The 21,501-nt window shown below is 63.5% G+C and carries 17 protein-coding genes; 10 read left to right on the forward strand and 7 right to left on the reverse strand.

Features of this window, described 5'->3' with window-relative positions; translation table 11 throughout:
• Positions 1-15: 15 nt before the first annotated feature.
• Positions 16-537 (reverse strand): acyloxyacyl hydrolase, encoded by a 522-nt coding sequence (locus tag NJ69_RS08230; protein WP_029614246.1) that lies wholly within the window; start codon positions 535-537, stop codon positions 16-18.
• Between the two features lie 221 nt (positions 538-758).
• A complete protein-coding gene (ptrR, locus tag NJ69_RS08235; RefSeq protein ID WP_039577962.1) occupies positions 759-1,625 on the reverse strand; it encodes a putrescine utilization regulator PtrR in 867 nt (288 codons plus the stop codon).
• A 117-nt stretch (positions 1,626-1,742) separates the two neighbouring features.
• Here ptrR and NJ69_RS08240 point away from each other — a divergent pair, with 117 nt between their 5' ends.
• From NJ69_RS08240 to NJ69_RS08255, 4 genes are all read left to right on the forward strand, one after another.
• Positions 1,743-3,128: an aldehyde dehydrogenase family protein gene (locus NJ69_RS08240; protein ID WP_039577965.1), complete on the forward strand. Its 1,386-nt coding sequence runs from the start codon at positions 1,743-1,745 to the stop codon at positions 3,126-3,128.
• A gap of 257 nt (positions 3,129-3,385) precedes the next feature.
• Positions 3,386-4,456 (forward strand): enoyl-CoA hydratase/isomerase family protein, encoded by a 1,071-nt coding sequence (locus NJ69_RS08245; protein WP_039577967.1) that lies wholly within the window; start codon positions 3,386-3,388, stop codon positions 4,454-4,456.
• Positions 4,457-4,471: 15 nt separating this feature from the next.
• The gene (locus NJ69_RS08250; protein ID WP_039577970.1) at positions 4,472-5,623 is read left to right on the forward strand and encodes an acyl-CoA dehydrogenase family protein; all 1,152 of its coding nucleotides are present in this window, start codon (positions 4,472-4,474) and stop codon (positions 5,621-5,623) included.
• A gap of 587 nt (positions 5,624-6,210) precedes the next feature.
• Positions 6,211-7,275, forward strand: coding sequence for a 3-deoxy-7-phosphoheptulonate synthase (locus tag NJ69_RS08255; RefSeq protein ID WP_039577973.1), 1,065 nt, complete (start codon positions 6,211-6,213; stop codon positions 7,273-7,275).
• A 24-nt stretch (positions 7,276-7,299) separates the two neighbouring features.
• Here NJ69_RS08255 and NJ69_RS08260 read toward each other — a convergent pair whose 3' ends face one another.
• From NJ69_RS08260 to NJ69_RS08275, 4 genes are all read right to left on the reverse strand, one after another.
• Positions 7,300-8,676, reverse strand: a complete 1,377-nt coding sequence (locus tag NJ69_RS08260) for a hypothetical protein (RefSeq protein WP_155290525.1) — start codon at positions 8,674-8,676, stop codon at positions 7,300-7,302.
• 51 nt (positions 8,677-8,727) lie between these two features.
• Positions 8,728-10,122, reverse strand: coding sequence for a hypothetical protein (locus tag NJ69_RS08265; RefSeq protein WP_039577976.1), 1,395 nt, complete (start codon positions 10,120-10,122; stop codon positions 8,728-8,730).
• Positions 10,123-10,171: 49 nt separating this feature from the next.
• Entirely contained in the window at positions 10,172-11,041 is an 870-nt protein-coding gene (locus NJ69_RS08270) for an Ig-like domain-containing protein (RefSeq protein WP_039577978.1), read from the reverse strand.
• Positions 11,042-11,104: 63 nt separating this feature from the next.
• Positions 11,105-15,232: an RCC1 domain-containing protein gene (locus NJ69_RS08275; protein ID WP_039577980.1), complete on the reverse strand. Its 4,128-nt coding sequence runs from the start codon at positions 15,230-15,232 to the stop codon at positions 11,105-11,107.
• 202 nt (positions 15,233-15,434) lie between these two features.
• Between NJ69_RS08275 and NJ69_RS08280 the strand changes: the two genes are divergently transcribed.
• From NJ69_RS08280 to NJ69_RS08305, 6 genes are all read left to right on the forward strand, one after another.
• Positions 15,435-15,716 (forward strand): peptidylprolyl isomerase, encoded by a 282-nt coding sequence (locus NJ69_RS08280; RefSeq protein ID WP_029615238.1) that lies wholly within the window; start codon positions 15,435-15,437, stop codon positions 15,714-15,716.
• 61 nt (positions 15,717-15,777) lie between these two features.
• The gene (locus NJ69_RS08285; RefSeq protein ID WP_052192208.1) at positions 15,778-17,604 is read left to right on the forward strand and encodes an extracellular solute-binding protein; all 1,827 of its coding nucleotides are present in this window, start codon (positions 15,778-15,780) and stop codon (positions 17,602-17,604) included.
• Positions 17,601-18,659, forward strand: a complete 1,059-nt coding sequence (locus NJ69_RS08290; RefSeq protein ID WP_039577983.1) for a microcin C ABC transporter permease YejB — start codon at positions 17,601-17,603, stop codon at positions 18,657-18,659. The genes NJ69_RS08285 and NJ69_RS08290 overlap by 4 nt, the downstream gene beginning before the upstream one ends.
• The gene (locus tag NJ69_RS08295) at positions 18,659-19,675 is read left to right on the forward strand and encodes an ABC transporter permease (protein WP_039577986.1); all 1,017 of its coding nucleotides are present in this window, start codon (positions 18,659-18,661) and stop codon (positions 19,673-19,675) included. The genes NJ69_RS08290 and NJ69_RS08295 overlap by 1 nt, the downstream gene beginning before the upstream one ends.
• 39 nt (positions 19,676-19,714) lie before the next feature.
• Positions 19,715-20,482, forward strand: a complete 768-nt coding sequence (hbdH, locus tag NJ69_RS08300; RefSeq protein ID WP_039577988.1) for a 3-hydroxybutyrate dehydrogenase — start codon at positions 19,715-19,717, stop codon at positions 20,480-20,482.
• A gap of 84 nt (positions 20,483-20,566) precedes the next feature.
• A complete protein-coding gene (locus NJ69_RS08305) occupies positions 20,567-20,842 on the forward strand; it encodes a peptidylprolyl isomerase (protein WP_039577991.1) in 276 nt (91 codons plus the stop codon).
• Positions 20,843-20,863: 21 nt separating this feature from the next.
• On the opposite strand, the gene NJ69_RS08310 is transcribed toward NJ69_RS08305, so the two are convergent.
• On the reverse strand, positions 20,864-21,490 hold the full coding sequence (locus NJ69_RS08310) for a LysE family translocator (RefSeq protein WP_039577994.1): 627 nt from the start codon (positions 21,488-21,490) through the stop codon (positions 20,864-20,866).
• Between the last annotated feature and the right edge of the window lie 11 nt (positions 21,491-21,501).

Consider the following 21,501-nt stretch of genomic DNA (forward strand, 5'->3'; position numbering starts at 1 on the left):
TGCAGCGCTCAGCGCTTAGAACGCAGCGCTGTAGAACAGCGCATACGATTCGATACCGTCGTTAGGCTGCTTGATACCGGCGTTGGAGTAGTGCGTAGCGCGGATGCCGACCTTCTGCTGACCCGGCAGCTTCACGCCGAAGCCGATACGGTCTTCGAAGTTGAACGCCGAACCCAGCTTCTGATCGCCCACGTCGGTTTTAGAGAACACGGCGACACCGACACCGGCTTCGATGAACGGCACGTAGCCCGAGTCGCCGAATTCATAGGTGAATACCGGGCTGAACGACAGCGAGTGCGCGCCGCTGTAGTCACCGCCTTCCCAGTAGGTGTAGCCGGCATCCCAGTAACCGCTGACGTGGCCGACGCTGCTTTGCAGCCATTTCTTGTCCCAATCGAAGGACATGCCCAAGCGATAGGTCATGTCGCCCTGACTGGTGACGCCCACGGCGCCCGACACTTGGGCGGCCTGTGCCAATTGCGTACCGGCCAGCGCCAGCACTGCCACGGCCAACGAGGTGGCGAGACGGTTCTTCATCAATGACTACTCCAGATGGACTTCACGGGCAGGCAGTCGATGGTGGGCGGCCTGCAACAATTGGGGTTGTGCCCCTCTATTTTGCGCCTGTGCCCACAACATCCCATCTGGGACACAAGAAGTAATACATCGGCGATTATTAGCACGCCGACGCCAAGATGAAAGTCATTTGCCACTATTTCGTGAAAAAAATGTTAGCAAGACATCGATTTTGGCCAATCTCACCTGTTCGTCTGCTCTTCCAACAGCCGGATGAACATGCTCAAGCTTCGCGATACGGTACCGCGACGCCACACCAGCCAGGTCTTGAGGTAGCGAAAATCCTCACACAACGGCCAGGCGCTGACGGTGCTCGCCCCTGGCATGCTGTCGAGCATGCTGCGCGGCATCAACGCCAGACCGGCCCCGGCGCTGACGCAGGCGAGCATGCCGTGGTAGGACTCCATCTCATGGATCTTGCCTGGCACCGCGTGGTCTTTGACGAACCAGCTTTCGAAGTGATGGCGATAGGAGCAGTTGGCACGAAAGGCATAGATGTTCTGGCCGTTGACATCCTGGGCACGACCGATCGGCGCGTGGTTCAACGGCGCGATGACCATCATTTCCTCTTCGAAGACCGCAATGCCTTCCAACGTCGGGTGCAATACCGGGCCATCGACGAAGGCCGCCACCAGGCGTCCGGACAATACCCCTTCGAGCATGGTCCCCGACGGCCCGGTGGACAGGTCCAGGTCGACCTTCGAATAGCGCTGGTTGTAGGCCGCCAGCAGTGCCGGAATGCGCACCGCCGCCGTGCTTTCCAGAGAACCGAGGGCGAAGGTGCCCTGCGGATCCTCCCCGGCGACCGTGGCGCGGGCCTCCTGTACCAGATCCAGGATACGCCGGGTGTAGTCGAGAAAATTCCAGCCCGCCGGTGACAGCCGCAATCGGCTTTTCTCGCGGATGAACAACGCCACGCCCAAGTCTTCTTCCAATTGCTTGATGCGGGTGGTCAGGTTCGACGGTACTCGATGAATCTGTTGAGCCGCGGCGCTGATGCTGCCGTGCTCGGCGACTGCCTTGAACATCTCCAGTTGCACCAGGTCCACAGCCTTTCTCCATTCGTGAATGATTCGCTCAGTATTATTCAGTTTTCATCAAATCGATACGCTTTTAGTCTGGCCTCAATCGAAACGACACCGTCCAGGACAACAAGAGGAACAGCCATGAGTGCCATCAGCAGCCTGACCCATGCCATTTCCGTCGATCCCTTCACCGGCGAGCAGATCGGCGTCTACCCGTACGACACCGAGGCCGCACTGGACGCGGCCTTGCAGCGGGCCAAGCACGGATACACTCAATGGCGCCAAGTATCGCTGGCGCAACGCAGCGCTTACCTGCGTGCCCTGGCCGAGGCCTTGCAGAGCCGTCACGAAGCCTTTGCCCAGATGATCGCCCGCGAGATCGGCAAGCCGATCGTCCAGGCGCGCGGTGAAGTGAGCAAGTGCGTCGGCCTGTGCCAGTGGTATGCCGAACACGGTCCGGCCATGCTCGCCCCTGAGGCCACGCAAGTGGAGAAGGCGCGCATCGAGTACCGTCCGTTGGGCCCGATTCTGGCGGTGATGCCCTGGAACTTCCCGATCTGGCAGGTCTTGCGCGGCGCCGTGCCGGCCTTGCTGGCGGGCAACACCTATGTGCTCAAGCATGCACCGAACGTCATGGGCAGCGCCTATCTGCTGGCTGAACTGTTCAATCTGGCGGGTCTGCCGCAGGGCGTGTTCGAGGTGATCAACGTCACCCCCGACGGCGTGACCCGTGCGATCAACGACCCACGTATCGCCGCCGTGACCCTCACCGGCAGCGTGCGCGCTGGCATGGCCATCGGTGCCCAGGCCGGCGCCGCGTTGAAGAAGTGCGTGCTGGAACTCGGTGGGTCGGACCCCTTCATCGTGCTGGCCGATGCCGACCTGGACGAAGCGGTCAAGGCTGCGGTGATCGGCCGCTACCAGAACACCGGGCAAGTCTGCGCGGCGGCCAAGCGCTTCATCATCGAAGACAGCATCGTCGAGGCGTTCAGCGAGAAGTTCGTCGCCGCCACCCGCGCGCTGCAGCTCGGCAATCCGCTGGACGACGACACCTACATCGGCCCGATGGCGCGCTTCGACCTGCGCGACGAACTCGACGGGCAAGTCCAGGCCACCTTGGCCGAAGGCGCTACACGGCTGCTCGGCGGCCACAAGCTCGACGGTGCGGCGAACTTCTACGCCCCCACGGTGCTCGGCGACGTCACCCCGGACATGACGGCCTTCAGGCAGGAATTGTTCGGCCCGGTGGCCGCGATCATCCGTGCTCGCGATGCGGAGCATGCGGTGGAACTGGCCAACGACAGCGATTTCGGTCTGGCTTCGACGATCTACACCGCCGATCTGGCCCTGGCCGAGCGCATGATTCCTGCGCTGGACACCGGCGCGGTGTTCATCAACGGCTATTGCGCCTCCGACCCCCGCGTGGCGTTCGGCGGTGTCAAGAAAAGCGGGTTCGGCCGTGAACTGTCGCACTTCGGCGTACGTGAGTTCTGCAACGTACAAACCGTGTGGCTGGACCGTCACTGATTCCTGTTCGAGCGAGCGACGTCGCAGCGGTGCAATGCCGCTGCGAGGTCACATGATCTTCACTGGCCGCACCGTTCAAGCAAACCATTGCCCTGCCCTTGCGGTCCTATTCAGGACCCGCCCCTGACGCAAAAATGCACCCGAGCGCTGCACATTTGTCGATTGTGCCGGGTAAATATGCATGGCAGGATCCCTCGATCCTCCAGCGTATTTCCAGACTTCACATGGAAAATCAATAACAAAGCAGGGAGAACGCGATGACCGTCCACGCTCCACTTCCGTCCACCGATCATGTGCTGGCCGATGTCCGCAACCATATCGGCCACCTCACCCTCAACCGTCCCGGCGGCCTCAACGCCCTGACCTTGGATATGGTGCGCAGCCTCCACCAGCACCTCCAGACCTGGGCGCAAGACCCACAGATCAAGGCGGTGGTGCTACGCGGCGAAGGCCCGAAAGGCTTCTGTGCCGGCGGCGACATCCGCTCGCTGCATGACAGCTACAAGGCCGGCAGCGACCTGCACGAGCGCTTCTTCGTCGAGGAGTACGCACTCGACCTGTGCATTCACCACTACCGCAAGCCGGTCCTGGTGATCATGGACGGTTTCACCCTCGGTGGTGGCATGGGCCTGGCCCAAGGCGCCGACCTGCGCATCGTCACCGAGCGCAGCCGGCTGGGCATGCCAGAAGTCGGTATCGGTTACTTCCCGGATGTCGGCGGCAGCTACTTCCTGTCGCGCATTCCGGGTGAGCTGGGTACCTACCTGGGGGTCAGCGGCACGCAGGTTCAGGCCGCTGATGCCCTGTATTGCGGGTTGGCGGACTGGTATCTGGCCAGCGACCGGCTCAGCACCCTGGACCAGGGCCTGGACGCGTTGAATTTCGGCAGTCATCCGCTCAAGGACCTGCAAGGTCTGCTGGCTAAACTGGGCACCCAAACCCTTGAGGATGCGCCACTGGCACGCCTGCGCCCGGTGATCGATCACTACTTCGGCCAGCCCGACCTGCCCAGCATCCTCGAACAACTGCGCAGCGTGCGCATCGGTGATAGCCAGCAGTGGGCGCACGCCACCGCCGACCTGCTGGAAACTCGCTCGCCGCTGGCCATGGCGGTGACGCTGGAGATGCTGCGTCGTGGTCGCCACCGCAGCCTGGAAGACTGCTTCGCCATGGAGCTGCACCTGGACCGCCAGTGGTTCGCCCACGGCGACATCGTCGAAGGGGTGCGCGCCTTGATCGTCGACAAGGACAAGCAGCCGCGCTGGAACCCACCGACCCTCGCCGCGCTGTCCAGCCAGCGGGTCGATCAATTCTTCGAAGGCCTGTGAGCCGGGAGTCGTAGCATGCAAGACCTGGAACTGAGCGAAGAGCAGATCATGATCCGCGACATGGCCCGCGACTTCGCGCGCGGCGAGATCGCACCCCATGCACAGGCCTGGGAGAAGGCCGGCTGGATCGATGACGCCGTGGTACGCGCCATGGGCGAGCTGGGCCTGCTGGGCATGGTGGTGCCCGACACCTTCGGCGGCAGCTACACCGACTACGTGGCATACGCTCTGGCGGTGGAGGAAATCTCTGCCGGCGACGGCGCCATCGGCGCGCTGATGAGCATCCACAACTCGGTGGGCTGCGGTCCGCTGCTGGCCTATGGCACGGCCGAACAACAGCAGCAGTGGCTGCCACGCCTGGCCAGCGGCGAAGTGATCGGCTGCTTCTGCCTGACCGAGCCCCAGGCCGGCTCCGAAGCCCATAACCTGCGCACCCGCGCCGAGTTGGTCGACGGCCACTGGGTCATCGACGGGGCCAAGCAGTTCGTCAGCAACGCCAAGCGCGCCGGACTGGCCATCGTCTTCGCCGTCACCGACCCGCAGTTGGGCAAGAAGGGCCTGTCGGCCTTCCTGGTGGAGACCGACAACCCCGGCTTCAAGGTCGACCGCAGCGAACACAAGATGGGCATCCGCGCCTCCGACACCTGCGCCGTGACCCTCGACGCCTGCCGTATCCCCGAGGCCAACCTGCTGGGCGAGCGCGGCAAGGGCCTGGCCATCGCCTTGTCCAACCTCGAAGGCGGACGCATCGGCATCGCCGCCCAGGCCCTGGGCATCGCCCGCGCGGCCTTCGAAGCCGCGCTCACCTATTCGCGCGAGCGTATCCAGTTCGGCAAGCCGATCAACGAGCACCAGAGCATCGCCAACCTGTTGGCCGACATGCAGGTGCAGCTCAACGCCGCGCGGCTGCTGATCCTGCATGCAGCGCGCCTGCGCAGTGCGGGAAAACCCTGCCTGTCGGAGGCCTCGCAAGCCAAGCTGTTCGCCTCGGAAATGGCCGAACGGGTGTGCTCAATGGCGATTCAGGTGCATGGCGGGTATGGGTATCTGGAGGACTATCCGGTCGAGAAGTACTACCGGGATGCGCGAATCACCCAGATCTACGAGGGATCGAGCGAGATCCAGCGCATGTTGATCGCGCGGGAACTCAAGCACTATGCGGTCTGACAGCCCCTCATCTCCGGCACTCGTTGGACACGCGGGTGCCTGAATGCCGCGTGCAATCACCCCGATAGCATTTACCGATTGAACACCGCGCAGCGCTGCAGTAAGCTCGGTTTCATTCATTGGAGAGCAACATGTCGAAACACACCTGCAATCACGCCATCACCGCCGGACGCCTCGTGCGCCCTGTGCTGGCCGTTGCCGGTCGTGATGTCGCGGCCTGCTCCTATTTTGGGTATTGGTTTAGCCACTAGGCGCCGATACCCACCCGGCGCCCACCTTCGAGGGGCCGCCGAACATGAGACTACTCAAACCCCCGGTCGGCCCCCCGACCGGGGGTTTTGCGTTTAACGGCTTCTACATTCGTTCAGCACTTCTGAGGACAACACCATGAACTACGTCAGCTATCCCTACGCTTTCCCCCACGCCTGGCGATTTAGCCATTCCCGTTCGGGCCAGCCTGCCGCCTCCGTACGGACCCTGACCGGTGGCAATGCTGCACGCAACGCTCATCCGACAACCTGTCGAACACCTCGATAGGGCCGACGGCGCGGGCCCACACCCGCCGTCCGCCCAAGGAAAACCTCGCCATGCATTCTTCGAACCTCGCCCTGCCCCTGACCCAACCCATTGCGGCCAACGCCGCCGTCAGCCAACGCCTACCCAGCCCGCACCTGCTCAAGCAGCAGATGCCGCTCTGCAGCGAACTCGCGCAACAGGTCCATGACCATCGCCAGGCCGTGCGCGCCATTCTCGACGGCCGCGACTCACGTCTGCTGGTGGTGGTCGGCCCCTGCTCGATCCACGACCCGCGCTCAGCCCTTGAGTACGCCGACCGCCTCGCCGCCCTGAGCCGTGAGCTGAGCGACCAGTTGCTGTTGGTGATGCGCGCCTACGTCGAGAAACCACGGACCACCGTCGGCTGGAAAGGCCTGGCCTACGATCCCCACCTGGACGGCAGCGACGACATGCACGCCGGCATCGCCCTGTCGCGGGGCTTGATGCTGGGCATGCTCGAACGCGGTCTGCCGATTGCCACCGAACTGTTGCAGCCCATGGCTGCCGGCTACTTCGACGACCTGCTGAGCTGGGCCGCCATCGGCGCGCGCACCACCGAGTCGCAGATTCACCGGGAGATGGTCAGTGGCCTGGAACTGCCAGTCGGTTTCAAGAACGGCACCGATGGCGGCATAGCCGTCGCCACCGACGCCATGCGCAGTGCCGTCGCAGGTCATCGTCATTTCGGCATGGACGCCCAGGGTCATCCCGCGATCATCGAGACCTTCGGCAATCCGGATACGCACCTGGTACTGCGTGGCGGGCACAAAGGCCCGAACTACGACGCCGACAGTCTTGCACTGGCCCGACAAGGCCTGGCCAAAGCCGGTGTGCAGGCTCGGATCATGGTCGATTGCAGCCACGCCAACAGCGGCAAGGACCCAGCGCGTCAGCCGGCGGTATTCGAGGACGTCCTGGGTCAACGCCTGGCCGGCGACACCTCGATCATCGGCGTGATGATCGAGGGGCATCTGTTCGAGGGTTGCCAGACATTGGGCAAAGGCGCCTTGAAGTACGGAGTGTCGATCACCGATGGCTGCCTGGGTTGGGACAGCACCGCCGAGCTGCTGCGCGATGCAGCCCGGCGATTGGCCTAGACGGGATGCCGCAGCCCAGGGCCATCAGCGGTTCTGATCTTCGGGCCGGAAGATGAAGATCGCACCGGCGCCGGCCGTCAGGTCCACCCGTATCACCGGCATGAAACGGCGTGTGGCACTGAAGTACTGGCGCTGGATCAGGCTCGCCTGGTCCTCGCGTCCGTTGACCGGGTAGTAGATCGCTTCGATGGGCAGTTTCTCGGGAATGTTCGGGGGCCAGGCGGCAATGATCATCTCGTTGTGCGCCCCGCCGTTGCTGCGCACGTCCACGCTAATCTGGAACTGCGCGGCGTTGGGACGGGGCTCCATGCTGAAGGCACAGTTGCCTGCCCCACTGTTGCCGTACCGCGCCCGCCACTGCGCCACCGTAGTGATGCCCTGCGACAGGCAACTGGCGCGGCAACTGTTCGGTGTCGAACTGGTGGCCGCATTGGCCGGGTAAGCACACCTGAGCGTCGCCGGCTGGCTGACCGCGAAGTCGGTGGGTTTGAAGATAAAGCCCGCCTGGTCGTTGGCCAGGCGCACGGTGCCGACGTCGGCCCGGACATAGGAAAACGAGACACCGTTGCGACTGACCGAGTTGGGTGATGGATTCCAGGCGCGGAAGCTGTCCGCCGCGCCAGTGGCACGAATCAGCACCCCGTTGCAGTAGTACGAAGGGGTGTCGTTGCGACAACGTGTGGCGGTATTGCGGTAACGAACGTTCAACTGCTCGGCCAGCGCATAGCCGCTGTAGAGCTGATCTTGCTGATCGAAACCAAACGCGCTTGTGGCGCTAGCTGAATCCAGGCGCAACACCGGCAGCCACTGACGTGTACGCGAGAACCAGGCCTGCTGCGCACGCTGGGCCAACAGCAGCGCATCGGAACGCCCGGCGGGGTAATACAATGCCTCGATCGCCACCTGCGCGGGCTGTGTTTCGTCCCAGTTCGCCACGTACACCTGCGCTGCGTTCGGGCGCTGCCTGACCTGATAATCCTTGCCCTGCACCCTGGCATCCAGATGGCTCATCAGCACGTAACCGACTTGGCCCTGCCCACCTCGAGGCGCCAGGTCAGCGCGCAGATACTCCAACTGCTCGGTACCGCGGGCGCGGGCTTCGATATCGTGCTCCCAGAAGATCGCGGCGCGACTGTGCAGCACTGGCTTGACCAGGACACCGCTGCAGGCGTAGTCCGGTTGATTGCGTACGCACCGAATCGGCGTGCTGGCCAGGCGGGCGTTGAGTCCCTGCGCCACGTCCAGCCCCTGATCGACGGCAGCCTGAGCGAGCAGCGCCTGGGCCGCCATGCTTGAGGAAGCCGTCGTGTCGGGATCGGCCAGGGGCTGCAGCGCGTGGACAGGATGGAACGCCAGGCACAATGAAAGCAGCAGTGATCTGCCAAGGGTTGCGATAGTCATGACGGTGTCTCCACCTGTGCGGTGATCGATGGCTGAGACGCGAAGCCTTCACTATTGGACGTTCTGGTCGTCGGGGTTGTAGGTCACCAAGCGGTTGGGCGGCGGTGTGGGGTTCAGGAAAAGCACTGGGCGATACAGGCCACGGGTGTCCTGCAGGTATTCCCGCTGGAACGTCTGAGCGTTCATCCGGGCGCTGGCAGCGGAGTAAATGAAGGTCTCGAGGGGCAACTGCGCGGGGACGTTCTGCGGCCAAGCAGCCACTATCAGCTCATTCCAATAGTAGTTGAAGCCCGTCTGGCGGTTACGCAAGTCGCTCAGCACACGAAATGCCGCTGCATCGTTGCCAAAAGCGCAACCCGCATTGCTACCGTTACCGTATCTGGCGCGCCAGGCTGCTGTGGTAGTGATACCCAGCGCCGCACATTGGCCACGAAAGTTACAGGGATCTAACCCGGTGCTTGCGTCCCGAGGATAGCCGCAGCGTAGGTTGATGGGCTGCGGTACGGGATAGCCTGACTCACGCAGAGTGAAACCTTGAGTGTGGAGTGTCCCCAGAACAGACGTGTCCGCTGAGAACCAACTGAACGACACGCCATTGCTGCGCTGCGATATCGGGCTCGGGTTCCAGGTCCGATAGTGGCCGACGTCGTTGATATTGGTGGTCCTGACCCAGACACCCTGACAGTAATAACGCGCCCTGCCGTCAGGACAGGTGGCTGAAACCGTGGTGAAGCGCTGGTTGATCCGATCGGCCACCAGGTAGCCGTCATACAGCTGTTCGCTCTGATCGAAGCCGAACGTAGCACCAACACCGCCGCTGTAGCGCAAGATCGGCAACCAGGCTGCTGTTGCCTTGAACCACTGCAGTTGTGAGCGCTGAGCCCGGAACAGGTCATTGGGAACGGCGGGATTGTAGTAGAGCGCCTCGATGGCGATCTGGTTGGGCTGTGCCGCATTCCAGTTGTTGACCTGAACCTCGCCGGGCCTGGGGCGTGCCTTGACCTCATAGGGCTTTCCGTTGGCCAGCGCATCGAACCGTGACATTAGTACATAACCGCCACGCCCTGGCAGCGCCCCCTGCTGGCGATCACTGCGCAGATAGACGAATGCCTCACTGCCTCGGGCATTGGCCTCGGCGTCATGCTCCCAGAAACGGACCGCATGAGCAGCCGCCATGGGACGCACCAATACGCCACTGCAGGCATAGTCCGGCTGATTGCGTACGCAGGCTGAAGGTGTACTGACCAGACGTTGGTTCAGCGTCGCGGCGATGGACAGCCCTTGCTCGACCGCCGCCGTGGCTGCAGCCAGCCGGGTCTCGGTGAGCACCTCGATCGAGTCAGAGGGGGCGACCAACGCATGGCCTGGGGGTGACTGCAGATACGTCAGGACAAACAGTAGGCAGCAGGCCAGAGCGCTTGCCCTGGGCAGCATCGACTTTTTCATGGTGGCATTCCTCGTTGAATGCTGCTGGGTTACGCCCAATCGTGTGCGATCAGTCGATACCCACTACCTGGCGCAAATTGTTCGCTTGGGTCGACTCAGCAGTGATCTTCAGCGTCACCGGATTCAAGGTGACAGCGGTACCCGCCCCCAGTGACTCCCCCCACAACGGCGCACGGGGGTCCAAGGCCTGCGGCAGGTCAGCGCCGTAATACTCGACCATCGCCCTGAAGTCGCGCTCCTGGGGCATGGACATCCCCAGCGAATCGCACAGGTTTTTGGCGTTCTGCCAGGTCACTGCGCTGGTGGAGAGCACCTCGAGGCCTCTGATGCCGGTTACGGTCAGCGAGTACGACTGGGCGCCTTGCGGCGTCTGCGCGGTGATCGTGCTCTGGCCATTGCGCAGCAAGGTCACCCGACCTGCTTGGGTCACCGTCGCCACACTCGGGTCACTGCTGGTGTAGGCCGTGGCGCCGGGCAAGGTCCGTTCGTAGTACACGAACCCTGGCAGCGTTTTGGGCAGGCGGACTTGTCCGTTGGCATACAGCGGTCGGTAGAGATGCCTGCTCAGGTCGACCTGGTGGTCTCCGCTAAACCCTTGCTCCACTTCAAAGGCAATGCTGGGGCTGCTACCCGCTGCGGCCAGGGTGTAATAGATCGTCAGCCGATCTGCGACGTGGTCGAGGAATAACTGTTTGGGGATACGCAGCGTAACCGGCCGGCCGCTGGCGCCGATGGGCAGGTTCGCACTGGTGTACAGCCGTTGCCCGCTGCCCTCCATTTCCAGCACCAGGTTAAGCACATCACGCGCATGCGCTGCGCTCACAGTCATGACCACGGGCAGTCCGGTGCTCGGAATCTTCAGTGGATCGAGCTTGCCGTCCTGCACGAGGGCCACGGCCGGTACAGTTAGATCGTTCATGAACGCTCTCCAGATAAGCCGTCGCAGTGACGACTAGAAAGTACACACGGCGTCGCAAATCGCTCAGGCCAGCGCGCGCAGGTCGTTGTCCGGGGCTACGGCATGGCCGCTGCCTGGGCGCCCATAACGCAATGCGCGATTCAGTACAGCCTGCACCGATGCGCTGTTGCCACCGTTGGAGGGTTCGCCCCAGGTCACAGCACGACCATCGGCCGTCAGGGCGGTGAAGCCCACGGTGTTGGCGTAGATCGCGCGGACTTGTGTCAGTTGTGCCTTTACGGCAGACGGAATCTGGCCTCCCCGATCCTTATCACCCCAGGCCACTACCGAACCATCGCTGCACAATGCCGCGAAGGCCCAAGTGCTGCCGGTGACCTGGACGATGTTGGAAAGGCGGGCGACCTCTGGGGGCAGAGTTCCTCCAATGCTCGACGCCCCCCACGCCACCACATGACCACCGCGCCGTCGCGCGCAGAACGAATACGCGTTGCTCGAGACCTCGACAATGTCGTCGAGCTGGCTGACCGATGGCGGTACGTTTGCAGCCGAGCTGCCGCCCCAGACAACCACATGGCCGTCGTTGGTCAGCGCGCAAAAGGCTTCCTCAGACGCAGCCTCTAGCGACGCAATATCCCGGCGCGCTGCCAACTGGGCCGGCAGCGACCCGCCGGTCCCTGGGTTGCCCCAGGCAATCAGCGTTCCGTTCTGAAGGCGGGCGGCAAAAGCCGCGTAAGTACTCGCCAAATAGACGGGCCGCTGTTCAGGGCTGGAGGGCGGCGCCTTCAGGCTCGCGGGCAAAGTGGCGCCGGCAGTCGCATCACCCCAGGCGACGAAGCTGCCATTGGCCCGTTCTGCCACGAAGCACCTGCGACCGCTGTAGATCTTCACAATGTCCGTGAGGTTGGCGAGCCCGGCCGGCAACGCCCCGCCAAGGTCGGCATTTCCCCAGCAGGCCAGCCGACCTTGCGGATTGCCGGGTGAAACCTGGACGCGTCCGGCAAACGCCATGAAGTTGCCGCGCACGTCCAGGAACACTTTGTCGGCGTCGGCTGCATTGATCTGGCCGCCAAATCGAGTGTTACCCCACGTATGCACCTTGCCGTTACTCAGGCGCGCGGCGAACGCCCCGCGAGTGCTGCTCACTTCGACCACGGTGTTGATGTTCGCCAGCGCGCTGGGCAGGGCCCCGCCGTGGGTTGCCGCACCCCAACTGCACAGGCTGAACAGCCCAGGCTTAGGGGTGCTAAGCATGGCCACGAACGCAGCCCTCGTGTCAGCCGGCTTCTCGCCGGTCGACAACGCAATGCCAGTTCCGAGCACATTCGTGGTGTTCAGCCACACCGCATCGGTCGCTGTGCGGACCAGCAGCGGCCGGTGAGGTTGACGATCCAGCAGGCGGTAAGCGAGTCTGGACGTCTGGTCGCCCTCGTAGCGCCACTGCGCCAGAATGGGTTTGCCGGTGGCGGCGTTGAAAGCACTCACTACATGCGAGGTGTTATTACAGCGGAAGGCACTGGCGCTGTACCTGGCCCCAAACACTTGCAGCGTGCCGCTACCCAGTTCGCTCTGAATGACGTAGCGCTGTCCGCCACCTTGCTCGACGGTCGCCGAGCCACTGCGCTTGATCTCGTAGCGCAGGTTCACCGCGCTGCCGTCCAGCGCCTCGATATACGCGGCAGGGATGTCGATATCCAGGGTTCGGTTGGCACGCTCGGGCGGTACCGTGACTTCGAGGTGTCGGGAGGCATTGGATGCCTCGTCTTCGAGCCAGATCGTAACTTTATCCGAAGCCTGGAGTTTGGCATCGGCGCCAATACGCACTGTGGCCTTGTCAGGAACATCACCTGGGTTCAAATGCCCATCGACGCCTTCGAGAAAGTAGGCTTGAGGCAATCCGCCTTTCTTGATGAAGATCGTACGGCTCAAGGAGCTGTCCACGGAACCGGAGAGGCGTGTCACCTCGTAGCGCACGTCCGCTTTGCCGCCCAAGTTGGCAATCACATAAGGGTATTCAATCACCAAGCCCTCGGGAGACACACCCTCTTCGATCACGACATCGTTGACAACGGTGACACCGCCAGGATTGGAGCCATCCCAGTAGACATCGACGAAATCGCCGACCTGCAATTGCACCGAGGCGGGAATGACAATCAATGCGCCATCGATCACGGCGCCCGGATCCAGGTTGTCCTCCTGAGCTGCCGGGATCTCGACAGGCTCCAGGTCAGTCACCTGCGACACGTCGATGACGAAGTCCAGGTAATCCGAATAGCGCTCCGTTTCCCCGGGCTCGGTCACGAAGTAGCGCACTTGTACAGAACCGCCGAAGTTAGCCATCAGTTGATCGTGAGGCACTTCGAATACCAAGGGTTCACCTGGCCAGACGACCGTGCTGTCGTCCCATGGCGGTCCCATCTCGGGTAGCCACTGAAGCGAGACATCCTGCATCTCGTTCATGTTGAGGAACGGGTCGATATGAATTTTCAGACCGTTGGCGAACTGCGGCAGGTTTGGATCGACGATGCCATTGATCAACTCAGGCTCCATTCGTGCCGCAGGCAGCGCCGCTTGGGCTTCGCCAACCTGAATGATCTGATGCTCGGAATAAAGAGGCAGCAACATGCCCCGGCGCTGGATCTGGTAACTCAGGTCCAGCTTCCCACCGTCAAGCGGGGCCAGGTACTTCAAGCCATCTGCGACTGGGAAGGTGAGAATCAGCCCCACATCCTTGGTGTTGACGACCTTGGTGAACTGTTCATAGAGCGCCGTCCCGTTGGCGCGTGTGCCCAACCACACCAAGGTCACCCGGTCACCGCGCTGCAGATCGGCGGCGACTGGAATCTGCACGGTCACCGACGTGAGCGAGGGGTCTACGTTGCCATCAGCATCGGCCTGGACCAACTCCGGCTTGATGGCCGAGCGCTGGAGGCCGGCGAACACCGCGAAATCCTTGCCCGAGACGAATCCGCGGGTAGTGAGGTTCTCGTACGATGCACTGGCGCGACCACCACGCAGCGGTAGCAGCGAGGCGCCACTGACGGCGAAGAACAAGGTACGCCCCAGCCGGCGGATAGGTTGTGCGGCCGTCGGCAGCGTCACATCCGGCCCTTGGGCAGGGCTGCCAGTCAAGGTCACACGGATGCTGTCACCCAGTTTGAAGCTGGGATGGACGGTATCGACCTCGACCTGCAAGTCGTTGCCGCCCAGTTGATCCAGATCGATGAGATAGCGTGGAACGGCCGTGGGGTCAGGGTTGGCGATATACGGCGAAGGCGTCAGATTGGCAACCAGCCGCACAGGCACTTCCACCTGCTGCGACCATCGTTCGGAAATATTGCCGACCTCGTCGATCACCCGATAGGCCAGCGCCATGCGCTCGCTGTTGCCCGCAGCGATCAGAGTCCGCTCATCGATCACCAAGTTGATGCCGTTAGTCACCTCGGCCATCGTTACCGTATGGGAGACCTTCTGCGTGCCCCAGGCAAACTCGACCTGATCGTACTGACGAATCCCGTCATAGGGTGGGATATGCACCTTGACGCCCTGGCGAGCATCGTCCGGTCCCACGAACCCTGAGGCGGGCACTTCCGGCACGAGCAACGACAACTCGCTTAGAGGCGTGATCTGACTGATGACGGTGAGTCGGGTCGATTCCTCGACGACACCCGAAACACGCTTGACCTGGTACCAGAGCTCGGTAGTCCCTTCCGGCACTTTGCTTGCCCTGACGAACAACGCGATGCGATTGCCCACGTCGCTTTGCACGACCACCATCGAGGCCACCGAGACCCTGGAATCGTTCCAGAAGACCTCCACCCAGTCGCCGGGACGCATGTCGTCATAGGCCTGGAGGACGATCAACAAACCGCTCGGATTGTCGTAGACCAGTTTGCGATTGATACCGATTGCCAGCCGCGGCGCCGATTTCAAGCCCGAGATATGCCCGGGGATGAAGATCGCCGGCATGATGGGGGTCAGGGAGGAAGCACCCATCACCGACATGGTGCCCATGCCTTGGACGCCCATGCTCTGGACACCGGCAAGCTGGATCCCCATGCCGTGACCAGCCCTGCTCTGGATACCCATCGGTGGTGCGTCGTCTTCCTGGAAGCGCTGGTTGTACTGTTGGAGGATCTGGTCGAGGGTTTGCACGCCATCGGCGTCATGGTCGAAGTCTATGTCGTCTGTCATGGGAGTGCTCCTGATGTGAGGCAAGCCAACTGCAGGTCGGGTCAGCTGATTTCAGGGCACGGCAGCGAACGGCACAACTGGCAAAATTGTCAGGTAGGCGCTGCCAGGACGGGCTCGCAGGTGAAGCACGAGCACTGGGCACAGACACAGCGCGGCGCTATGCGGTAGTCTTGGGTTTTCTCTCACCCAAGGAAATCTTGTCATGGCACGTGCCACCGCCCGTCACATCCTCGTCAGCACCGAAGACAAGTGCAACGAACTCAAAGCCCAGATCGAAGCCGGTGCCGACTTCGGCGAAATTGCCAAGGCCAACTCCAGTTGCCCCTCCAGCCGCCAAGGCGGCGACCTGGGTTCCTTCGGCCCCGGTCAGATGGTCAAGGAATTCGATACCGTGGTGTTCAGCGCGCCGGTCAACACCGTGCAAGGTCCGGTGAAGACCCAGTTCGGCTATCACCTGCTGGAAGTGACCAGCCGCCAGGACTGACCCTCTCTTGTCCGCCCGCCCCTGCAGTGCCCTTGTGGGAGCGGGCGCCGCCTGCCCCCGTCTGGCCGTGTTGCTGGTCGGGGCCTGGCTGAGCACCGCCAGCCTCGCCGCCCCCTCGCATGCGTTGACCGTCTACGACGAAGCGCCTCGCTACCGCGCCGACTTTGCGCATTTCGATTACGTTGACCCGGACGCGCCCAAGGGCGGCAGTCTGCGCCGCTCGGCGCTCGAAATCGGCCAGTACGACCATGTCCTGCCCTTCATCGATGAAGGCACCGGGGTCAGTCAGGTCGATGGCTGGCTCTATGCGCCCTTGGCCGTGCGCTCGCTGGATGAGCCGTACACCGTCTATGGACTGATCGCCCGACGCCTGGAGCGCGGCCCTGACGATGCCTGGCTGCGGGTGGAGATCGATCCCCGCGCGACCTTTGCAGACGGTAAGCCGGTACGCGCCGAAGATGTACGCTTCACCTTCGAGCTGCTGATGAGCAAAGGTAGCCTCAAGTACCGCACCCAGTTCGCCGACGTGACCGCCGTCAGCGTCGAAGGTCCGCGCAGCGTGCGTTTCGATTTTCGCCAACCTCACGGTCGAACCCTGGCACTGGACCTGGCCAGCCTGCCGGTGCTGCCTGAACATGACTGGCAAACCCGCGACTTCGCCCACGGTGGCGGCTTCGACACACCGCTGGGCAGCGGCCCCTACCGCATCGCGCGCCTGGACAATGGCCGCAGCATCACCTTCGAGCGCGACCCCAACTGGTGGGCCCGCGATCTGCCCGTCAACCGCGGACGCTACAACTTCCAGCGCATCCGCGTGGAGTACTTCGGCGACACCGAGGTGGCCCGCCAAGTGCTCAAAGGCGGCGGTTACGACTACAACCGCGAGTTTTCCGCCACCGGGTATACCCAAGGCTACAACGGTGCCGCGCTGGCCGACGGTCGCCTGCAGCGCGCGCAACTGGGGCCGGACAAACCGCAAAGCGCCCAAGGCTTCGTGTTCAACCTGTCCAGGCCGATGTTCGCCGACCGCCGTGTGCGCCAGGCCCTGGGCCTGCTCTGGGATTTCGAGTGGAGCAACCGGCAGATGATGCGCAACCTCTACATCCGCCAGCAGAGCCTGTTCTCCAATACGCCCTTGGCCGCCCGCGAACTGCCCGATGTCGAAGAACTGAAGATCCTCGAACCCTTGCGCGGGCAGATCCCCGACCACGTGTTCAGCCAGGTGTTCAAGGCACCGGTGACCGATGGCTCGGGCATCATCCGCCCACAACAGTTGCACGCGCTGCAGCTGCTGCAAGCCGCTGGCTGGCGCCCCGAGGGGGATCGCCTGGTCGATGCCGAGGGCACGCCGTTGAGTTTCACCTTCCTCAACGGCCAGGCCGGCCTGGAGCGCCTGCTGCTGCCCTGGAAGCGCAACCTGGCGCAGATCGGCATCGAGCTGAACATCCGCAACGTGGACTCGGCCCAATACATCAACCGGCTCATGGCGCGCGACTACGACATGGTCATCACCGGCTATCCCGTCACTCTGTCGCCTGGGGCCGAGCAGTACAACTACTTCGGCTCCGCCGCGGCCCACGATCCCGGCTCGAACAACCTCATGGTGCTCCAGGATCCTGCCGTGGACCGGCTACTCGACGGCCTGGTCCACGCCTCGACCCAGGCCGACATGCAGCGCTACGCCCATGCGCTGGATCGGGTGCTGCAGTGGAATTATTACTGGATCCCCAACTACTACCCGCCGGGAAGTTCCACCGTCTGGTGGAATCGCTTCGGACTGCCCAAGGTGCAGGCCAGGTATGACGAGGGGCTGGACACCTGGTGGGAGGTCAGCCCAACGGCGCTGACCGATGCGCAGATGGCCGAGCGCTTGAAGGCGGCACCATGACCGGCTATCTGCTGCGGCGTCTGCTGCTGATCGTGCCCACGCTGCTGGCGATCCTGCTGGTGAATTTCGCCATCGTCCAGGCCGCCCCCGGCGGGCCTGTGGAACAGGCCGTGGCCCGCCTGCAGGGCATCGGTGGCGGCGCGCCGGGGGCACGGGTCGAAGCGCTTCAAGGCCAGTCTCGCGCCAGCCGGGGCCTGGACCCGAAGATGATCGAGCAGATCAAACACCAGTACGGCTTCGACAAGAGTGCCCCCGAGCGGCTCTGGCTGATGCTCGGCCAGTACGCCAGGCTCGACTTCGGCCACAGCTTCTTTCGCGGCGCCAAGGTCACCGACCTGATTCTCGACAAGCTGCCGGTCAGCCTGTCGCTGGGCCTGTGGGCCACGCTCATCACCTACCTGGTGTCGATCCCCCTGGGCATCGCCAAGGCCGTGCGCCATGGCAGCCGCTTCGACGCCTGGAGCAGTGTGCTGATCGTGGTCGGCTACGCCCTGCCCTCGTTTCTGTTCGCCCTGCTGCTGATCGTCCTGTTCGCCGGCGGCACCTCGCTGAACTGGTTTCCCGTGCGCGGGCTGGTCTCCGAAGATTTCGACCAACTGGGCCTGCTGGGCAAAGTCGCCGATTACTTCTGGCATCTGGTACTGCCGGTCGGTGCCCTGGTAATCGGCGGTTTCGCCACCCTGACGCTGCTGACCAAGAATGCGTTTCTCGAGGAGATTTCCCGGCACTACGTGGTCACTGCCAGGGCCAAGGGCTTGAGCGAGCGCCGGGTGCTGTACGGCCATGTGCTGCGCAATGCCCTGCTGCTGGTGGTGGCCGGCGTGCCGCAGGCCTTGATCAGCGTGTTCTTCGCCGGCTCCCTGCTGATCGAAGTGATCTTCTCCCTCGACGGCCTCGGGCGCCTGAGTTACGACGCGGCAGTGTCCCGGGATTACCCGGTGGTGTTCGGGACCCTGTTCATCTTCACCTTGGGCGGCCTGCTGATTCGCCTGATCGGCGACCTCTGCTACACGCTGCTCGACCCGCGGATCGACTTCGACGCGAGGGCGCACTGATGCTGTCGCCCATCGCCCGACGTCGCCTGCATCGTTTTCGCCGTAACCGCCTGGGCTGGGTGTCGCTGTGGCTGTTCGGCGCGATCCTGCTGCTGAGCCTGGGCGCCGAACTGATCGCCAACGACAAACCGCTGCTGCTCAGCTACCAGGGCGAGCTCTACAGTCCGGCACTCAAACGCTACACCGAGCAGCAGTTCGGCGGTGAACTGCCCTTCCAGCCCGATTACCGCAGCACCTACGTGCGCCGGCTGATCGAAGCCCAAGGCGGATGGATGCTGTTCGCCCCCATCCCCTTCAGCGCCGATACGCCCAACTACGACCTGCAGGTGCCCACGCCCAGTGCACCGAGCACGGTGAACTGGCTGGGGACCGACGACCAGGGCCGCGACGTGCTCGCCCGGGTACTGTACGGCACCCGGGTGTCGCTGCTGTTTGCCTTCGCGCTGACGCTGCTCAGCGTGCTGATCGGCGTCAGCGCCGGGGCCTTGCAGGGCTACCACGGGGGTTGGGTCGACCTGCTCGGCCAGCGACTGCTGGAGGTCTGGTCGGGGATGCCCGTGCTGTACCTGCTGATCATCCTTTCCGGGTTCGTGGAACCGGACTTCTGGTGGCTGCTGGGCATCCTGGCGCTGTTTTCCTGGCTCACGCTGGTGGATGTGGTGCGCGCCGAATTTCTCCGCGGCCGCAGCCTGGAATACGTCAAGGCCGCCCGCGCACTGGGCCTGAGCGACACCCAGGTGATGCTCCGGCACATCCTGCCCAATGCCCTGAACGCGACGCTGACCTATATTCCCTTCATGCTCACCGGCGCCATCACCACCCTCACCGCCCTGGACTTCCTCGGCTTCGGCATGCCCGCCGGCAGCGCCTCCTTGGGCGAGCTGGTAACCCAGGGCAAGCAGCACCTGGAGGCGCCGTGGCTGGGCTTCACGGCATTCTTCGCACTGGCGACGATCCTTTCGCTGCTGGTGTTCATCGGCGATGCACTGCGCGAGGCATTCGACCCGCGACGCTGACCCGGTCCCTGTTCATCCGTTCGCTACCAGGAGTTGCACATGACGCTCGCAGGCAAGACAGCATTGGTCACCGGTTCCACCAGCGGTATCGGCCTGGGCATCGCCCAGGTGCTGGCGCGCGCGGGCGCGAACATTGTGCTCAACGGCTTCGGCGATCCACAGCCGGCCCTCGACGCGATCCGCGGCCATGGCGTGAAGGTCGGCCATCACGCAGCGGACCTTGCCGACGTGGCACAGATCGAAGCGCTGTTCGCTTTCGCCGAGCATGAGTTCGGCGGCATCGACATTCTCGTCAACAACGCCGGAATCCAGCACGTCGCCCCGGTTGAGGCGTTCCCGGTACAGCGCTGGGACCAGATCATCGCGCTCAACCTGTCGGCCGTGTTCCATGGCATTCGCCTGGCCCTGCCGGGCATGCGCGCGCGTGGCTGGGGGCGCATCATCAACATCGCCTCGGTGCACGGGCTGGTCGGCTCCACGGGCAAAAGCGCCTACGTCGCCGCCAAGCACGGCGTGGTCGGGCTGACCAAGGTCGTGGCGCTGGAGACGGCGACCACCTCGATCACCTGCAATGCCTTGTGCCCAGGCTTCGTGCTGACCCCGCTGGTGCAGCAACAGATCGACGCGCGTGCAGGGGATGGCGATCCACTGCAGGCCGAGCATGAACTGCTGGCCGAGAAGCAGCCTTCACTGGCCTTCGTGACCCCGCAGCAGTTGGGCGAATTGGCCCTGTTCCTGTGCAGCGAGGCTGGCAGCCAAGTGCGTGGCGCGGCCTGGAACGTCGATGGTGGGTGGTTGGCGCAGTGACAGGGAGCGCTGCGTATTCGGCAGGTCCGAAGCGACGTCATCAGGCATAATGCCCCCTTTTTTCGCCGCAGTTACAGGTACGCCATGAAAGCACAAGCCCGCCACATCCTGGTCAAGACCGCCGAAGAAGCCGAGCAGCTCAAGCAGCGCCTGGCCAAGGGCGAGGCATTCGACGTGCTGGCCAAGAAATTCTCCACCTGCCCTTCCGGCAAACGCGGCGGCGACCTGGGCGAAGTGCGCCCAGGGCAGATGGTGGGCGCCATCGACCAGGTGATTTTCAAGAAACCGCTGCGGGTGGTGCACGGCCCGATCAAGAGCAAGTTCGGCTATCACCTGGTGCAGGTGTTCTACCGCGATTGAGGGGCTTCACGGAAGCGCGGTTCAGCGCGGCCGCGCGACCAGCAAGCCGATCCCGGCACACCCCAGCAGCGAGGCACTGACCCGGTTGAACAGCCGCCGCGCGCGTGGGCGGTTGAACCAACGCTGCAGGAACACGCCCAGGCCGGCGTAGACGGCGATAGCGATCCACTCCAGCAGCAGGAACCACAACCCCAGCCAGAGGAACTGCTCAGCGAACGGCGTGCTGCTGTCCACCGTCACGAACTGCGGCAGAAACGCAGTGAACAACAGGATCGCCTTGGGATTGCCCGCCGCCACCCAGAACTCTTGCCGTGCCAGGCGCCAGAGCCCCCTGCGCGGGCTATCGTCGATCGGCCCGGTTGCGACCGGGGCGCGCCACAGCTGCCAGGCGATGTAGAACAGATACGCCGCCCCCGCCAGCTTGATGCCCAGGAACAGGTACTCGCTGGTGTGCAACACCACGGTCAGCCCCATCGCCGCCAGGGCGATCATTGCGGCGAAGGCCAGCAGCCGCCCGCCTCCGGCCAGGCAGGCGGTGCGCAGGCCGTAACGGCTGGCATTGTGCAGCGACAGCAGGTTGTTCGGGCCCGGCGCCATGTTCAGGGCAAAACAGGCGGGGACGAATAGCAGCAGGTTCGACGCGTCCATTGTTGTTCTCC

Source organism: Pseudomonas parafulva (genome assembly GCF_000800255.1).
GTDB classification, from domain to species: domain Bacteria; phylum Pseudomonadota; class Gammaproteobacteria; order Pseudomonadales; family Pseudomonadaceae; genus Aquipseudomonas; species Aquipseudomonas boreofloridensis.

Excerpts from the sequence above, each read along its gene's own strand:
- NJ69_RS08230 (WP_029614246.1), bottom strand. The coding sequence starts at position 537 with ATGAAGAACCGTCTCGCCACCTCGTTGGCCGTGGCAGTGCTGGCGCTG.
- NJ69_RS08240 (WP_039577965.1), top strand. The coding sequence starts at position 1,743 with ATGAGTGCCATCAGCAGCCTGACCCATGCCATTTCCGTCGATCCCTTC.
- NJ69_RS08245 (WP_039577967.1), top strand. The coding sequence starts at position 3,386 with ATGACCGTCCACGCTCCACTTCCGTCCACCGATCATGTGCTGGCCGAT.
- NJ69_RS08250 (WP_039577970.1), top strand. The coding sequence starts at position 4,472 with ATGCAAGACCTGGAACTGAGCGAAGAGCAGATCATGATCCGCGACATG.
- NJ69_RS08255 (WP_039577973.1), top strand. The coding sequence starts at position 6,211 with ATGCATTCTTCGAACCTCGCCCTGCCCCTGACCCAACCCATTGCGGCC.
- NJ69_RS08260 (WP_155290525.1), bottom strand. The coding sequence starts at position 8,676 with ATGACTATCGCAACCCTTGGCAGATCACTGCTGCTTTCATTGTGCCTG.
- NJ69_RS08265 (WP_039577976.1), bottom strand. The coding sequence starts at position 10,122 with ATGAAAAAGTCGATGCTGCCCAGGGCAAGCGCTCTGGCCTGCTGCCTA.
- NJ69_RS08270 (WP_039577978.1), bottom strand. The coding sequence starts at position 11,041 with ATGAACGATCTAACTGTACCGGCCGTGGCCCTCGTGCAGGACGGCAAG.
- NJ69_RS08275 (WP_039577980.1), bottom strand. The coding sequence starts at position 15,232 with ATGACAGACGACATAGACTTCGACCATGACGCCGATGGCGTGCAAACC.
- NJ69_RS08280 (WP_029615238.1), top strand. The coding sequence starts at position 15,435 with ATGGCACGTGCCACCGCCCGTCACATCCTCGTCAGCACCGAAGACAAG.
- NJ69_RS08290 (WP_039577983.1), top strand. The coding sequence starts at position 17,601 with ATGACCGGCTATCTGCTGCGGCGTCTGCTGCTGATCGTGCCCACGCTG.
- NJ69_RS08295 (WP_039577986.1), top strand. The coding sequence starts at position 18,659 with ATGCTGTCGCCCATCGCCCGACGTCGCCTGCATCGTTTTCGCCGTAAC.
- hbdH (WP_039577988.1), top strand. The coding sequence starts at position 19,715 with ATGACGCTCGCAGGCAAGACAGCATTGGTCACCGGTTCCACCAGCGGT.
- NJ69_RS08305 (WP_039577991.1), top strand. The coding sequence starts at position 20,567 with ATGAAAGCACAAGCCCGCCACATCCTGGTCAAGACCGCCGAAGAAGCC.
- NJ69_RS08310 (WP_039577994.1), bottom strand. The coding sequence starts at position 21,490 with ATGGACGCGTCGAACCTGCTGCTATTCGTCCCCGCCTGTTTTGCCCTG.